The 15,828-nt window shown below is 42.6% G+C and carries 18 protein-coding genes; 7 read left to right on the forward strand and 11 right to left on the reverse strand.

The window, feature by feature from the left end; translation table 11 throughout:
- Positions 1-11: 11 nt before the first annotated feature.
- The 3 genes from E2B99_RS14170 to E2B99_RS14180 form a co-directional block, all read right to left on the reverse strand.
- A complete protein-coding gene (locus tag E2B99_RS14170) occupies positions 12-1,193 on the reverse strand; it encodes a BLUF domain-containing protein (protein ID WP_134245956.1) in 1,182 nt (393 codons plus the stop codon).
- A gap of 166 nt (positions 1,194-1,359) precedes the next feature.
- Complete coding sequence (locus E2B99_RS14175; protein ID WP_134245958.1) at positions 1,360-1,560, reverse strand: hypothetical protein; 201 nt, start codon at positions 1,558-1,560, stop codon at positions 1,360-1,362.
- 170 nt (positions 1,561-1,730) lie between these two features.
- Positions 1,731-1,931, reverse strand: coding sequence for a hypothetical protein (locus E2B99_RS14180; protein ID WP_134245960.1), 201 nt, complete (start codon positions 1,929-1,931; stop codon positions 1,731-1,733).
- Positions 1,932-2,388: 457 nt separating this feature from the next.
- Here E2B99_RS14180 and lptD point away from each other — a divergent pair, with 457 nt between their 5' ends.
- On the forward strand, positions 2,389-4,851 hold the full coding sequence (lptD, locus tag E2B99_RS14185) for an LPS-assembly protein LptD (RefSeq protein ID WP_134246075.1): 2,463 nt from the start codon (positions 2,389-2,391) through the stop codon (positions 4,849-4,851).
- Entirely contained in the window at positions 4,851-6,170 is a 1,320-nt protein-coding gene (locus E2B99_RS14190; protein ID WP_134246077.1) for a peptidylprolyl isomerase, read from the forward strand. The genes lptD and E2B99_RS14190 overlap by 1 nt, the downstream gene beginning before the upstream one ends.
- 189 nt (positions 6,171-6,359) lie before the next feature.
- On the opposite strand, the gene hfq is transcribed toward E2B99_RS14190, so the two are convergent.
- The 4 genes from hfq to tsaE form a co-directional block, all read right to left on the reverse strand.
- Positions 6,360-6,893, reverse strand: coding sequence for an RNA chaperone Hfq (hfq, locus tag E2B99_RS14195; RefSeq protein ID WP_134245962.1), 534 nt, complete (start codon positions 6,891-6,893; stop codon positions 6,360-6,362).
- A gap of 89 nt (positions 6,894-6,982) precedes the next feature.
- Positions 6,983-7,963: a tRNA (adenosine(37)-N6)-dimethylallyltransferase MiaA gene (gene miaA, locus E2B99_RS14200; RefSeq protein ID WP_240687850.1), complete on the reverse strand. Its 981-nt coding sequence runs from the start codon at positions 7,961-7,963 to the stop codon at positions 6,983-6,985.
- Position 7,964: 1 nt separating this feature from the next.
- Positions 7,965-9,971, reverse strand: coding sequence for a DNA mismatch repair endonuclease MutL (gene mutL / locus E2B99_RS14205; RefSeq protein WP_134245964.1), 2,007 nt, complete (start codon positions 9,969-9,971; stop codon positions 7,965-7,967).
- Positions 9,955-10,452, reverse strand: coding sequence for a tRNA (adenosine(37)-N6)-threonylcarbamoyltransferase complex ATPase subunit type 1 TsaE (gene tsaE / locus E2B99_RS14210; RefSeq protein ID WP_134245966.1), 498 nt, complete (start codon positions 10,450-10,452; stop codon positions 9,955-9,957). Before tsaE ends, mutL begins: the two co-directional genes overlap by 17 nt.
- A gap of 116 nt (positions 10,453-10,568) precedes the next feature.
- On the opposite strand from tsaE, the gene E2B99_RS14215 reads away from it, so the two are divergent.
- The 3 genes from E2B99_RS14215 (at position 10,569) to E2B99_RS14225 (ending at position 12,365) form a co-directional block, all read left to right on the forward strand.
- Positions 10,569-10,892 carry a DMT family transporter gene (locus E2B99_RS14215; RefSeq protein ID WP_134245968.1) on the forward strand — a complete coding sequence of 108 codons (324 nt, stop codon included), beginning with the start codon at positions 10,569-10,571 and terminating at the stop codon, positions 10,890-10,892.
- Between the two features lie 87 nt (positions 10,893-10,979).
- Positions 10,980-11,918, forward strand: a complete 939-nt coding sequence (locus E2B99_RS14220; RefSeq protein WP_134245970.1) for a pseudouridine synthase — start codon at positions 10,980-10,982, stop codon at positions 11,916-11,918.
- A gap of 120 nt (positions 11,919-12,038) precedes the next feature.
- A complete protein-coding gene (locus E2B99_RS14225; RefSeq protein WP_134245972.1) occupies positions 12,039-12,365 on the forward strand; it encodes a type II toxin-antitoxin system RelB/DinJ family antitoxin in 327 nt (108 codons plus the stop codon).
- Positions 12,366-12,526: 161 nt separating this feature from the next.
- Here the strand turns inward: E2B99_RS14225 and E2B99_RS14230 are convergent, their stop codons facing one another.
- Together E2B99_RS14230 and E2B99_RS14235 are read right to left on the reverse strand one after the other, a co-directional pair.
- On the reverse strand, positions 12,527-12,775 hold the full coding sequence (locus E2B99_RS14230; RefSeq protein WP_034279474.1) for an RNA recognition motif domain-containing protein: 249 nt from the start codon (positions 12,773-12,775) through the stop codon (positions 12,527-12,529).
- A 388-nt stretch (positions 12,776-13,163) separates the two neighbouring features.
- Positions 13,164-13,871 carry a pseudouridine synthase gene (locus tag E2B99_RS14235; protein ID WP_134245974.1) on the reverse strand — a complete coding sequence of 236 codons (708 nt, stop codon included), beginning with the start codon at positions 13,869-13,871 and terminating at the stop codon, positions 13,164-13,166.
- Positions 13,872-13,997: 126 nt separating this feature from the next.
- Between E2B99_RS14235 and E2B99_RS14240 the strand changes: the two genes are divergently transcribed.
- Complete coding sequence (locus E2B99_RS14240) at positions 13,998-14,246, forward strand: type II toxin-antitoxin system Phd/YefM family antitoxin (protein WP_205669696.1); 249 nt, start codon at positions 13,998-14,000, stop codon at positions 14,244-14,246.
- Positions 14,243-14,614, forward strand: coding sequence for a type II toxin-antitoxin system VapC family toxin (locus E2B99_RS14245; RefSeq protein ID WP_134245978.1), 372 nt, complete (start codon positions 14,243-14,245; stop codon positions 14,612-14,614). Before E2B99_RS14240 ends, E2B99_RS14245 begins: the two co-directional genes overlap by 4 nt.
- Here the strand turns inward: E2B99_RS14245 and E2B99_RS14250 are convergent.
- On the reverse strand, positions 14,611-14,985 hold the full coding sequence (locus E2B99_RS14250) for a hypothetical protein (protein WP_134245980.1): 375 nt from the start codon (positions 14,983-14,985) through the stop codon (positions 14,611-14,613). The genes E2B99_RS14245 and E2B99_RS14250 overlap by 4 nt on opposite strands.
- A gap of 1 nt (position 14,986) precedes the next feature.
- Positions 14,987-15,700, reverse strand: coding sequence for a hypothetical protein (locus E2B99_RS14255; protein ID WP_134245982.1), 714 nt, complete (start codon positions 15,698-15,700; stop codon positions 14,987-14,989).
- Positions 15,701-15,828 lie beyond the last annotated feature (128 nt).

Below are 15,828 nucleotides of genomic sequence, written 5' to 3' on the forward strand. Positions count from 1 at the left end.
TTAGAATCAGATTAAAACGTGCTGCTATTGAGTAGGTTTAACTTTAAGGCAGTATAATATAAGGCATACAGGATTAAAAACACGCTAAGTATCATCATGAAGTACATAAAAGGGGTAATTTCCACACCTGACGAATTGCCCGCATTTTTTGCCCGTACCTGTGCCACATGCTGGGCATGGATAGGTGATATGGTTTCTTCATAGCCTGCCAGTACTTTAAAGAAATCATCAATATAATCACCTTGTAACAGGTATGGATCAAATTTTTGCCAGCTTTTTTCATGAAAAAAGCGTTGCATGGGTTCTTCTTTTAAAAAGTATTTGAGCGTCCATGAATTAAAAAACCGCTCTTGAGGCGTAATCACTACCCGGGAGAGCAGCTTTACATCAATATTCAACTCGGACTGCTGGGCAATTTCCCAGATTTTATCCACGGTGACGTCTGGTGCTTCAATACAGTGCAGATAATAGTTGTTGCCATAGACCAGTACCCCAAACATTTCACCTTGTGATGCCAGTGTCTCTGCCATGGTTCTAATCGTAATCAGGTCATCCCGAATAGTGGCAGGCAATGCCGTAGATGTACTGGCATAAATAAACCGGCTGTATGTTTTTGCACGGCTAATTGCCAATAAGCTTGGCGCTTCTACCCGTTTTTTAATAAGTCTTTTGAGTAGCGGTGCGCGGGGCGTATCTTCTTCAAGTAAATGATACTTGTAAAATTTTGGATCAGTGAGTACCTGTGCATGAATATCCTGCTGCTCACTTTCATTATCTTGAATCTGCTGGCTTAATAACTCAAGAAACTGCGCCAGTAGCCGACCCTGCAAGGCATAAGGATTAAATTTTTCCCAAAGAAAGTTCTTGTAAAATTGCTGAACCTTTTCATCTAAAAACACATATTTCATCGCCCAGTCTGCAAACAGGGGGGCTACGTTATCCTCATAAGCCAATTGCACCAGCTGTTTATGTCTCCGATCACTGGCTATTTTGGCATACAGTGCATCGACATGCTGTTTGTCACCTTCTATACATTGGAAAAAATAGTTATTGCCATAAAACATGACCCCATGAATATTATGGGTTGAATTATAATTTCGTGCTTCGGCCAGAATATTAACCAGATCCTGTCGAATACTTGCAGAGGTTGAAGTCGTAGTACTGGCATAGCTTAATCGCGTAATATTTGGCACAGCACTACCCCCAAAAATAAATACAAGATTTTGTATTCTCAAGCATCTTAAGGATAGATCTTGTGTTTTACAATCATTATTTTCCTTGAAAATCAGTAGGTTTTCTCTGTTATAAAGATATAGCAGATAAAAATAATTGAGCAATATTTTAAAAAAGGCTTAAAAATCAACCGAGCAAATACCATTTGTCACGGCGGTAAACGATAAAGATCTGGGCAAGGGCTTTGGCAATCTGGGGTTTTGCTGTTCTACCACAGGGTAATAATATTTCCTTATAAATTGGAAGCTCGCTGGTTCCATCAACAATACACGCCAACTCCAGCTTATCACCTGAACGGTTAATAAACTGATGCATTTCTTTTGCCATAGAATGTACCTTATTGGTATTCTTAATTTTAGGCCTATTCGCATCTTGCAGTACTCTGCAACGCATCAGGTAAGCTGAGAAAAGGACTGGGCTTATAAAAATATTAAAAGTCTTTTTTAAAAATAACCAGTACTGAAATAGACAAATTGTAAGCAGTTAATAACAAAGCCTTAGTTAAGCAAATACCACTTATCTTCTTTATAAGTAATGAAAATGTATTCATTCCCCCATAAGAACTGAGGCTTTATTTTTGTTCCTTCAGGCAGAATTACTTTTTTATAGACCATATGTCCATTGGCATGGTCCATTTCACAAAGTAATTCAATTTTCTCACCCTCCCTGTTCACAAAATCATGAGGCTTCTTTAGCATGTTAAACTCCGGCATTTATAGACAGCTTGATTGATGCTTCAGCTGCTAAACTTGAGTAGATGCTATTTAATATTAAGTTATTTTTAAAAAATAAAAGGTCAAAACTACGTAAACTACACGCTGCTCACTGACCAGATATATTTATAAATAAGTTACTTATACAAAACTACTGCTGAGTATTAAACACGTTGCAAGCGTGAATGATTATCCAGATTTTTTACTTCACTTTAACGGACTAGCGAAATTCAAACTATTATCCCACCCAAAAGAGTCCCGTAAAAATTCTTTTTGTCTGGATTTTCTTGTTCAGCTTTGCTTTTTTTAAGCAAATTTCCATGGCTGTCTCATGGATTTTTCAGGTAGCCAAACACAATTAAAACCAATATTTTATTGGAATTGGTCAGTGTTATTCTCTATCATTCAGCAAGAATTTATTATCTGCTTTGTGCTGACAACTATGCCCAATTGCTTCTTTTCTCATCAGTTTCAGTTAAATCCACTCGCCGCTGCCCTGCTTGTCTGCTCTTTATCGCCAGCCTATAGCCAGATCAGTTATGCACAGGAAACTACCAGCGAGAAAACCGCAGCCTCCCAGAAACCTGCCAATCCGACTGCAACTGAAGAAGCGCAAGCCTTTTTTTCCCAGTATTATTTAAACCGTGAACAAATGGCCAGCTTGCCTATTGATCAGCAACGGCCTATTTCTGCCACCTGTCATGGCACCTGGGTAACACCCATTGATATCAATACCAAGGCCGCAAACCCTGAACAGGCCACAACAGTAATTACCGCAGACTATGGTTATTATGACCCAACCCACGGCTCCGAGCTCAGTGGTAATGTGCTAATTGACCAACCGGGCCGCTCCGTACGCGCTGATAAAATCAATCTGGATGCCACCCAAACTATAGCAACAGCCCAGGGCAATGTGCAGCTGATGGATGCCGGACTGCTGAGTAACAGTGAACGCGCAACTTATAACCTGAACAAGGAAACAGGCAAAATTAACGACAGCCTGTTTATTAGTGAAGCACAGCGTGCACACGGTCATGCGACGCTGATTGACCGTCAGGGCAATGGCATTACCCGTTTTGAAAATGCGATTTATTCCACTTGTGAACCCAGTACCAAGCCAGTCTGGCAGTTGCGCGCCAAGCAAATTGAATTAAATGAAAATACAGGCCGTGGAGTCACGCGCGATACCACGCTATATGTTAAAGATGTACCTGTTATCAAGGTTCCGTATTTTAACTTTCCTATTGATGATCGCCGGACTTCAGGCTTTTTAGTCCCTACTACCGGCTACAGTAATGATGGCGGATTGCGCCTGAATGTACCCTATTACTTTAACCTCGCGCCCAACTATGACCTTACACTGGCACCGGGTTATTTAAGCCGTCGTGGGGTTATGCTGGAGGGCGAGTTTCGCTACCTGACTGAGAACTTCGGCGCTGGTAAACTTTCTGGTGGCTACCTTCCGTCTGATAATTTGTTTGGTGAAGACCGTAAGGCTGGTAGCTATCAGCATGCGTGGCAAATTGATCCTTCATGGCGCACTGCCATTGACCTCAATTATGTATCTGACAAGGATTATTATACGGATCTGGGCACTGACCCTTCCTCACAGAATATTTTAAATCAGGAACGCACCTGGAGCGTTTATTATGAAAACGGAATTCCCGGACTAACGGGTTTATTCCGGGTGCAATCATTCCAGACCGTTGATAAGTCCATTCTGGATGCAGACAGACCTTATGCCCGTTTGCCGCAGTTACTGGTGAATTATCGCGGTGGCTCGCCATTTGGTTTGCAATATGAGGCGCAAAACGATACTGCCTATTTTAAAAAATCCATTAGTGATGGCTCAGCACTGGAAAGCAGTGGTACACGGATTTTTAACCGTCTGGCAGCAGGTTATAACTGGCGCAATCAGTGGGGCTATGCCAAACCGGAAGTATCGGTTCGTAGCGTTAATACCTTTTACGATCAGGACAGTGTGGCCAGTCAGGGCCTGAATCCGAATAATGATGACAATCAGCGCTCTGCTGTAGTCCCACAGTTTACTTTTGACTCGGCCATGGTATTTGAACGTGAAGGACGATTTTTACAGAGCATTACGCCTCGCTTCTTTTATGCCTATGCGCCTTATAAACAGCAAAGTAATTATCCTAACTTCGATACCACAACGGCCTCATTAAACTTTGACCAGTTGTTTAGTCCCTATCGTTTTTATGGCCATGATCGTCTGGATGATAACAATTTTGCCTCACTGGGTGCGACCTATCGCGCCTATGACAATATTGGACTGGCACGCTTTCGGGTTGGTCTTGGTCAAAGCTATTATTTTAGTGATCGTAAGGTGCGACTGGATGAAAATAATCCGATTGCCACTGAACACAATTCAGGACCTGCGCTTGCACTCGGCAGTCAGTTGAGCAGGAATTTTTCTATTAACGGCAATGCATTATGGCTGGCTAATGGAGAAAATTCGCAGAATGATGTACAACTCAACTACACAGGCAATGATGGCAGCATCTACAACACAGGGTATTATTACCGCCGTCAGGTAAAATCGCAAAACCAGCAATCCTATCAGCAGGTTACGGCAGGTTTTGTTCAGCCTTTGCGGGATCAATGGCGTGCTATGGGTTATATGCAATATGATATAAACAATAATCTGGCGCGCGAATGGTTACTGGGTTTTAACTATGATGCCTGTTGCTGGCGTGCATCGCTCTATGGTCGCTATTATTATAATGATCTGGATGATCCTACCTTGGCAGAGGTTAAACCCAAGCGTGCCATCATGATGGAAATTACGCTTAAGGGACTGGCCGGTTTTTCAGGTAATCTCGGCAATTTACTGCAACAAAAGATTTTAGGTTATCAACAGGTGGAAACATTGTGGAACGAACGCTAATTAAACCTTACTTCATGCGTCAGACAATCAAATCGACGCTATTGGCCGCTTTGTTAGCGTCATCGTTCATGGTTAATGCCGCGCAGGAGACGCTGGATAAAGTAGTGGCGGTGGTTGATAACAGCATCATTCTTGAAAGTGAACTGGATCGTGCCATCGTTGCGGCAAAACAGCAGCTTACTCAGCGCAACCAGTCCATTCCCCCTGACAACCTTTTACGCTCCGAAGTACTACGTCAGGTTATCCTAAAGCGTGCCCAGCTTGAACGAGTCAAGCGTCTGGGCGTAACTATCGATGAAGCAAGCTTAAATGCCGCCGTTGCAGAAATTGCCAAGCAGGAAGGCGCCAGCAGTCTTGCTGATTTTCAGGCCAAGCTTGATGCACGAACGCCCGGTAATTATGCTGCCCTGCGTCGCCAGATTAGTGATGACCTCAGTGTTAATCGCTTGCGTCAGCAACAAGTGAGTTCGCGCATCAAGGTAAGTGATCAGGATATTGATAACTTTTTGAACTCTCCTCAGGGTAAAAGTAGCTTAAACAGTGAAGTGCATGTAGCACACTTGCGGGTAGCCCTACCTGAGAATGCCAGTGCTACTCAAATTCAGGCTGCTGAAAACGTAGCTAATAAGCTGCGGACTGACCTGCAAGCCAGCAATGATGTAGATGCTGTGGTAAAACGCAACCAAAGCGCCAGCTATCCTGTAGAAGGTGCAGATATGGGCTGGCGTAATACTGAAGAAATGCCTGATGAACTGGTTGCCAAAGTCAATGCACTTGACCTGAATCAGGTTACGCTACCAATTCGTGCCGCAGATGGCTTTCATGTACTTAAACTGCTGGAACGCCGTGGCAGTGAAGCCCGCACCATTGTGCAGCAATTTAAAGTACGCCACATTTTGCTGCGTCCAAGTGAAGTATTAAGTCCCAGTGATGCTGAACAGCAAATTAATCAGTTGTATAAACGCGCTGGTACTGAAAACTTTGCGGACTTAGCCAGTACTTTTTCCAGTGATCCGGGTTCCGCATCTAATGGCGGTGACCTTGGCTGGGTTAGTCCCGGCATGATGGTGCCACAATTTGAAGAAGTAATGCGCAAGACACCAGTGGGTCAAATCAGTAAGCCGTTCCAGACTCAATATGGCTGGCATATCCTGAAAGTAGAAGACACACGTCAGCAAGATGTCACTGAGCAAACCCGACGCAGCAAGGCACGTCAGGTTCTAGCAGAACGCCAGTTTGAACAGGAACTTGATAACTGGATGCGGGAAGTTCGCGCTGAAAGTTTTGTTGAAATCAAGGATGGCACACCAGTTAATTAATGAGGGTATTAATAATGGTTCTGGATAAATATAAATTAGCAGGTTGATGATAAAGTTGAATAGTGAATCAACCTGCTTGAAATTTATTAACCTGAACCATTTGTGCCTTAGTCGATTACATTGATGAAAATCCAGACAAGAAAAAAGCCCAATGAAGGGCTTTTTTCTTTTGACATAGCAATATATTAATTAACGGTTGTTGCCGTTGCCGTCATCTTCGCCATTGTCATCAAATTTCTGGTCGCCTTCAAAGCCACCCTGACCGCCGAAGCCGCCACCTTGGCCACCAAAGCCACCCTGACCGCCGAAGCCGCCACCTTGGCCACCAAAGCCACCCTGACCACCGAAGCCGCCACCTTGGCCACCAAAGCCACCTTGACCGCCAAAGCCAGCACCTTGACCCTGACCGCCGAAGCCGCCTTGACCACCGAAGCCGCCACCTTGGCCACCAAAGCCACCCTGACCACCGAAGCCGGCGCCTTGTGCACCTGGAGCACCCACTGGCGCGCCTGCAGGACGTGGATTACGTGCAGGTACTACTGTAGAAATTGCATGCTTATAAACCATTTGGCTTACTGTGTTTTTTAATAAAACAACGTATTGATCAAAAGATTCGATCTGGCCTTGTAATTTGATTCCATTTACTAAAAAGATAGAAACGGGGATGCGTTCTTTACGAAGAGAGTTTAAAAACGGATCCTGCAATGTTTGACCTTTAGACATCGTTATTACTCCAAAAAAATAACCAGCGCAAAAAAAACTGCCTTTCGTATCAATTAAAAATTATAAAAAGACAGGCGGCAAATTTTGCGTCATCTATACTTCATACGCAAGTCTAGTATGCCTTCATTCACTGTGTTGTATATATTAAAAACGTGCAACTCACGTAACGAACGTAGCCATGTATATTGACGTTTGGCTAATTGTCGTGTTGCAAATAATGCTTTTTCCTTCATTTGCTGAAGTTCCGCTTCAGTTTGCCCTCCCTGCTCCAAAAATTCCCAAGCCTGACGATACCCTACAGCACGCATGGATGGCAAATTTTCATGTAATTGATATTTTTCACGTAATTGCCTTACTTCATCCAGAAAACCGATTTGCCACATCATGTCGAGTCGCTGGGCAATTTTTTGGTGCAATAAGGTACGGTCTGGGATTATTGCATGTAAATCAAAAGCATACTGTGAGTTAAGCTGGTTTTCCTGGTCATCATGCAGATCACTGATAGCACGTCCAGTAATACGATAAACTTCGAGCGCACGTAGGACACGCTGCCGGTCAGAAGGCTTGAAGCGTATAGCAGCACGCGGATCAACACGCTGTAATTCATCATGAATAAATTGCCATCCATGCTGTTCAGCCTGTTGCTCTATTTCAGTGCGAATTTCAAGGTTAGCGGCCGGCAGATTATCGGCCATGCCCATGATAAGGCTACGAAAATATAACATGGTGCCACCCACCAGTAATGGAATTTTATCGCTGGCATGAATCTCATCAATGATCTGGCTAACATCTTCAACAAACTCAGCAGCTGAATAAACCTGGGTTGGATCAATAATATCAATCAAATGGTGAGGATACTGTGCCAGCTCAGCGGCTGTAGGTTTGGCTGTACCAATATTCATGTCGCGGTAAACCAGTGCCGAATCAACAGATATCAGTTCAAACTTTCCAGTTTCATAGAGTTCACAGGCCAATGCAGTTTTGCCACTCGCAGTTGGGCCCATCAGACACACAACAGGCAACGCTTGCAGGGATTTTTTCTGAGGCATAGAAGTGACTGCCAAGTTCATGTTATTCCCCACGGGCAAACAGCTTATCAAGCTGGGTTAAAGGAAATGCACGCCAGGTTGGTCGTCCATGATTACACTGACTGGCAAATTCAGTTTGTTCCATTTGTCGCAACAGGGCATTCATCTCGGCAAGGCTAAGCTGGCGATGGGCACGAACAGCACCGTGACATGCCATACCTGCCAGAATTTTATCGCGGGCGGCGGTTAAGTCAGCTTGCTGATTGGCCTGCAAATCCGCCAATAGCTGACTAAGTAGTTTTGAAAAATTGGCACGCGCCAACAGTGCAGGAACCGCACGCACGATTGCGCTGGTTTCACCATAAAGATCAACTTCCAGCCCCAGCTGATGCAAAGTCGGTTGTAACTCCTCAATCCGGCTGGCTTGCAGGTGACTTAACTCAACAACTTGTGGCACCAACAAATGCTGGGTTTGCCAATTCTGGGCGTTATCCCATGCTTTTTTAAGCTGTTCCAGTAAAATCCGTTCATGTGCTGCATGCATGTCCACAATAATCAGGCCATCCGTATTTTGCGCCAGAATATAAATGCCATGCAGTTGAGCAATCGCAAGCCCGAGTGGATATTCATCAATCCCGGTTTTTTCAGGTCTCACCAATGACTGATCCAGCTCCTGCCGTGCTGGCAACAGATAACTAGCCAGCGCGGCCTTTACGCCAGAGACATCAGGCACCGACCTACCAAAACCTGAATAAGCTGACTGTTCAGACTTTTGATTTAGATTAGCTCCTGTAGCCATCAAATTATCTGCTACAGAAGGCTGATGCTGAGTCACTGAATTCTGCTGTAGCGCTGAGTGATCTAATAATAAATTATGCAATGGCAAAGGATTTTGCTGCATTGACTGATAAAGTGGTTGCTCTGCTGATTGAGGTGCTTGTGCCATTGTCTTACGTTGTAAGGGATGCATGGCATCAGCCAGTTCTGCAGGTGCGGTTTTAAACTGGGCAAGTGTTTGCCGGGCATGATGACGTACGAATTCATGGACTTCACGCTGGGCCAGAAAGCGCACCTCATGCTTGGTAGGATGCACATTCACATCCACCTGATCCGGCTCAATTTCCAGAAACAGCAAATAGGCCGGATGCTGGTGGCCATGCAAGATTCCTTCATAGGCCATACGCAAGGCATGGCTCACTGTTTTATCTTTGACCATACGGCCATTGATAAACAGATATTGCAGGTCTGCCTGCCCCCGTGCTTCGCTGGGGTGCCCAAGCCAGCCAGACAGTTGCATATAAATACTAGAGCAATCCAGCCAGTGTGAGGTTTCAGTAAAACGGGCACCCAGAATACGCCGTACCCGCTGGGCACGCAGTTCACCACTGTCTGCAATCGGCAAATCCAGCCTGATCTGGCCATTATGAACTAGTGAAAATGCCACATCAAAATGACTTAAGGCGACCCGTCGCACCACTTCTTCAATATGACCAAACTCGGTACTGACTGATTTTAAAAACTTGCGTCGTGCCGGTACGTTAAAAAACAGGTCGCGCACTTGAATCCGTGTGCCACGCTGATGAGCCACGGCAGTAATAGGCTGACTATTTTCTGTTGGATTATAGGCGCTGCCATTGATGGTGACTTCATGGCCAATGCCTTCATCCGACTGGCTACTGCTTAAAGTCAGGCGTGATACAGCAGCAATCGATGCTAGCGCCTCCCCCCGAAAACCCAGCGTGGCAATTGCGGATAAATCCTCAGCACTGCTAATCTTACTGGTGGCATGACGCAACACCGCCAATGGTAAATCATCACTATGAATGCCATTGCCATTGTCTATTATTTCAATTAGGGTACTGCCGCCCTGCTCAATATAAATTTCAATACGTGATGCCCCAGCGTCCAGTGCATTTTCAATCAGCTCCTTTACCACCGAAGCTGGGCGTTCAATCACCTCACCAGCAGCAATCTGGTTGGCCAGTGCCGGGCTTAGGGGCTGGATACGGCGAATTTTCGCCACAATGCCATAATCAGGCAAACTGCTCATGCAAACTGTCCTCTAATGCTGTCCATGTCTGGCTTTTTGCAGCAGTGCTTAGCACAATATGCCGGGTAAGCTGGTTAACATCCAGGGTTAATTCAATCTGGTAATCTGCCGTCGGAACCACGGGCTGGCCTTTTTGCGGCCATTCAATTAACAACAAGGGTTTAAGGCTTGCCTGATCAGCATCTAAATAATCACGAATGCCCATTAATTCCAGTTCATAGGCATCCTGCAAACGATACAGGTCAAAATGATAAATAGGCTGGCCTGCAATGATATAAGGCTCAACCAGCGTATAAGTGGGACTTTTTACATTACCTGGATGTCCCAAGGCCTGTAGCCACGAGCGTGTTAGCGTTGTCTTGCCAGCGCCCAGATCACCTACCAGATAAACCACACCATGCGAAATATGCTGTGCCAGAACACCTGCCAGTTTTTGTGTGGCAGCCTCATCAGGCAATACAAGTGAAATGGTTTGCAGCATGGCAGTTGTCTTTCCCAACCAGAATTAAACCTGACTATAATAACACTGAAGCTGAAATTTTTAGGCCATAATCTGTTTTTGGCTATAATCCATTTTTAAGTGTTTTGGTTGTACTGATGAACGCATGGTTGTGGCTGGTGATTGCCGGATTGTTTGAAATTCAATGGGCTGTCACCCTTAAATACACTGAAGGATTTACCCGACTCTGGCCTTCAGTATTTTGTATTGCGGGCATGATTATTTCGGTATATGGCCTGTCGATAGCCCAAAAAACCCTGCCGCTGGGTACCAGCTATGCGGTGTGGGTTGGTATTGGCATTTTGGGCGCGGCAATTTGTGGCATGTTTTTATTTAATGAACCTAAAACCCTAATCCGGGTAGGTTGTATCTTGCTAATTTTAACCGGAATTATTGGTTTAAAAGTGACATCACCATCCTAAAAACTGAATAGTTTCTCTGTTGCATCTTTATCATTTAATATTAAACGTCACTGGAAATTCTGCTGAGCTGGACTGGCAATTATTTACATGCATATTCCTTTTAAACCTCCCATGATTGATGGCGTCAGCCCCAGTTGTGTATTTTTACCTTCATTAAAAAATTTGCACAATACGAATGGCGGTCAAAATTATACTACTATTGTGGAATTTTTGATTCAGCAGTTTCCACAAATTTCCAAACAGATATGGCTGGATCGAATTGAAGCCCAAAAGATTTATCAGGAATCTGGCAATTTGGTTCAGCTTGATAGTCCTTATGTACCCAACAGTAAAATCTACTATTATCGTGAATTACCCTACGAAGAACCGATTCCGTTTGAGGAACAGATTCTTTTTCAGAATGACCACTTGCTCGTGGTGGATAAGCCGCATTTCTTGCCAGTAACCCCAACAGGCCGGTTTGTAAAACAAAGTTTGCTGGTTCGGTTAAAGCAGCGCCTCAACTGTGAGGACATTACGCCAATTCATCGTCTGGATCGGGAAACAGCGGGTGTGATGCTGTTTTCATTACAGCCACAAACGCGGCATCTTTATCAGACCTTGTTTCAGGACCGCAAAGTCAGCAAACAATATCAGGCGATTGCACCTTATCGTGAAGATCTACTGTTTCCGCTTGATTACCAAAGCCACATGGTAAAAGGTCAGCCTTTTTTTACCATGCAGGAAATTGAAGGCCCAGCCAACAGTTTTACCCGAATTGAATTACTCGAAACCAGACAAGTTTTATCGCAACATCTGGCACGCTATCAGCTGTATCCCCTAAGTGGCAAGCAACACCAGTTACGTGTACATATGGCTGCACTAGGTATTCCTATTTTAAATGATCCCTTTTATCCTGCGGTACAATTAAAAGCAGATAATGACTACAGTGCGCCGCTGCAACTATTGGCACAGCGCATTGCTTTTGTTGATCCCTTGACGCGGCAAGCTGTAGACTATAGTTCATTGCAAACGCTGATTCTTTAGCCTTATTCGTAATGACGTTGCAATGATAATTATGCTTTAATGCGTGCCTAATAAACTCGTTTTTGTTCATTACTACTCATAAGCAATGATTAATAAGTAATTATTGGAAAGAGGTTACTCATGCGTCGCACGGAAGTTTATCAGGTTCGACTGGATGTCCATGAAAAAAAACAGGCCTTTGCCGTGTTTAAACAATTGGGTATTAGTCCTGCACAGGCTATTCGCTTATTTTTCCGTCAGGTGGTTGTTACCAGATCCATTCCGTTTGCCATTGAACAAGGCAACCATGAGCCACTAGAGACACCCAAAAAAGCCAGTCGAAAAACCGTTGCAGCGAGTGAGCTGAGTCATTTATCAGATCAGGATGTTTTTGACCAGCTCAATGAACTATTACAGGATAACGGTAGTTTGCAACATACGGACAAAAGCTCAAATAGTGATCAATAAAAGATCATGATCTAGGGATTTAGTTTTAAATATTTATAATAGATTTTTTTGTATTAGGTCTATTCGTTGGGTCTTAAAAGCAGCAATTGCATCAGATTTAATACCGATAATTGCTGCCCTGCTTGATAAACTAAAATGTTTATTGGAATGATTTTAAGCAGTTATTGATCTGTTGATTCAGCCGCTTTAACCCGGATTCCATAGCCATGAACCCGCAGGGTATTCAGTGCCTTAATGGCTTTAACTGCATCACGCCCATTTTCCATTTCCACGAAACCAAATCCCTTGGATTTTCCAGTAGCCGCATCCAGCACTAACGTGCAGCTTTTAATCTTGCCAAATGGTTTAAATAACGCTTCCAGCTCAGCTTCAGTGACACTACGCGCCAGATTGCGGATTAATACTTTCATTTTATTGATCAACTTTTTAAAAAATAACAGACAGGCAAATGCAGGTGTATGTCAACACATTGCCAAGCTACTATTAGATCATAAAACCCGTCAGTCCCCTAAACTATTTTTATCCAGACAGAAGGTGGCTTTCTACTTTTATTAATACCCGTTTTAGCAAAATAAAAAGCTATATATCGTATCCCAACCTAATCATCTACTTTGCAAAGCTAATAATTTGCCAAAACTGGCAAGCGCATAGCGGTTAGGTTAGTCTCTAAAATTGCTAGCCTAAGCCAAGTTAGATTGGCAGCATATCCCTCCCTATTCCATAACCCAACTCATTAGCTTAGCTTTCATATCTTTGTTTGAATGGACAAGGTAGATTATAAAAATCTCAAATATAAAATCATACAAGCTGCCTTGCCTGATTAACCTGCTCATCACTTAAATAAATCCACTGACCTTCCGTTAAATCATCCGGCAATTTAAACTGGCCAATTTGGTCACGGTGCAAAGCATCGACATGATTGCCCACTGCTGCAATCATCCGTTTCACCTGATGATACAAACCCTGATGAATGGTTAATACAAGCTGATTTTCACCTAATTGCATGCAGTCATCCGCTGCATAAATGCCTTGCTCATTGCGTAGCGCCACACCCTGCTTCAATTGCGTAATTTGCTCGTCAATAATTGGCCGATTGGTTGTAACGATATAACGCTTTGCTACATGTTTTTTGGGATGAGTGAGACCCTGCAAAAATGTACCGTCATCGGTCAATAGCAGCAGTCCGGTGGTATCCTGATCCAGACGTCCAACACACTGTATGCCACGCTCTATCAGTTGCGCTGGTAGCAAGCTAAAGACACTAGAATGATGCTGCGGCTGATGTGAACATTCAAAACCAATCGGCTTGTGGAGCGCTATATAAACCTTTTCGCGGTACTGCCAGCTTTTGCCAGCAACTATAAATTCAAGCTTATTCACCTCTATATCGGCTTTGGGATTGCTATAGACTTCGCCGTAAATAGCGATGTTGCCGTTTTCAATCAGTTGGCGACATTGCTTACGGCTACCAAAGCCTTGCGATTGCAGGATTTTTTCAAGTTGCATATTAAGTTTTAAGTAAAAAATTCCAAAAAATCTTAGCACATTCTGACCAACTTGACCAACTTGACCAACTTGACCAACTTGACTAGAATCAAGTTATACCCAGTGCGTTTTTAAGAGGAAATTGATGTGATTATTAACATTGCCGAAGCCAAAGCCCATCTTTCCGATTTAATCCAGCGTGCCTGTCAGGGTGAAGAAATTATTATCGCCAAAAATAATCAGCCCTTAGTCCAATTGGTTGCACATCAGCCCAAAAGTCAGATTAAATTTGGTCTATTGGAAAATGATACGGCAACACAGGATCTGCTCAACATTATGGATATTGATGTGGCAGACGATTTTTATAATAACGACATTTTCCCTGAAACCAAATGAATATTCTCATTGATACGCATATTTTCCTGTGGCTACTTAAATCACCGAAGCAGCTTTCAAAACAACAAGTAGAGACATTTAAAAATCCACAACATCAGTTTTATTTAAGCAGTATTAGCATTGCTGAAATCATGATTAAACTTTCTATTGGCAAACTGGCTGTGGACTTTGATCCGATTCAGGCCGCTGAAATGAGTGGCCTTAAATTCCTGCATTATCAGTCTATTGATGCCGTTGCGCTTGGTAATTTACCGTTTCATCATAAAGACCCGTTTGACCGCATGCTGATTGCACAGGCCAAAACCCAGAATATGCAAATCATGAGCAGTGACACGGTTTTTGGATTATATGGGAAGGTGATTAACTAATTGTCAAATAAACGGCTTAGTTCATCCTGATTGGTATTGTAGTGTGGATCTTTTTTCCAGACAGAAAGTTTAGAATTAAAATCAAAAAACTCAGCGATTTTTTGTTTTACATTTGGTTCAAATAAGGTTTTATCCATATAGATAATGTGTTTATTTTGCTTGGTTGAATATAAAAGACGTCCTCTTGGAATTTGCTCATACTCCATACTTTTAAGCTCAGGTAACTGTATTTTTATTTCAAGCGTTTCCCAAACATTGACATGGTCAAAATTGCTATCGATTAATCCATTATAGCCTTTGAAACCTTGAGATATGTCCTCAGCAATACCAAGAATAGTATTTGTATAAAACCAGAAGACGCCTATTTTCATATTAATGATCTTTAATTATTTCGTTCAATGCATCCAAAGCTCTTTTTTTATAATTATTATTAAAACTACCAAAATAACTTGGATGATATAGCCTTAATCCTTTAATTCCTAAACATTCTATAACAGCCATTTCACGAATTGAATCAATGTCATTTGCTTTCTTAAACTCAATATTAGGAAAATGAAATTTGATGTCATGATCACGATTTGGACCAGTCATGAATATACATAAGTCTGGCTTTATAATTTCGATCTCCTTAGCAACCACAGAAAAATACTTTCTTTCTAAATCTCTCGTTATAGGATCAACACCAGTTTCCTGATCAGGTTGGCCAATTTTTGAAATATTGTTCCACATATAGATAATATCTAAGTCTTTTGTTTTTTCCATTTTTAAAATATTTTTCTGAAAAACACGAAATTTCTTCCAAAATGAACTCTTAGAATAGCCATCATAAAAATTTTTCTGCCAAAAAAAGCGATCATACCGATCCATTCCCTCAATAATGGAATCCGTAAATCCTGAACTATCGTACCATCCTTTAGTTTCTTGACCAAAAATCATTACCTTATAATCAGCTCTTGCATATGCATCTTCATCAATATTAATTAATAAAGGATTCGTATAAAGTTTTTTATCAATTTTACTCAACTCCACAAGTATTTGTTCCCAATATTTATCGTATAAATTAAATAGTTGCTTATTTATACTCATATTATTTCTCACCTTATCAAACAAATTTTAGAAATTGTAGCCATTTTCCCAAACAGATATTCTTTTAATTTTAATTCATGCGACATGAGGTGACGCATAAAAAACCCCACTCATTTGAGCAGGGTTTT

It is taken from the genome of Alkanindiges illinoisensis, from assembly GCF_004377485.1.
Classification (GTDB): Bacteria; Pseudomonadota; Gammaproteobacteria; order Pseudomonadales; family Moraxellaceae; genus Alkanindiges; species Alkanindiges illinoisensis_A.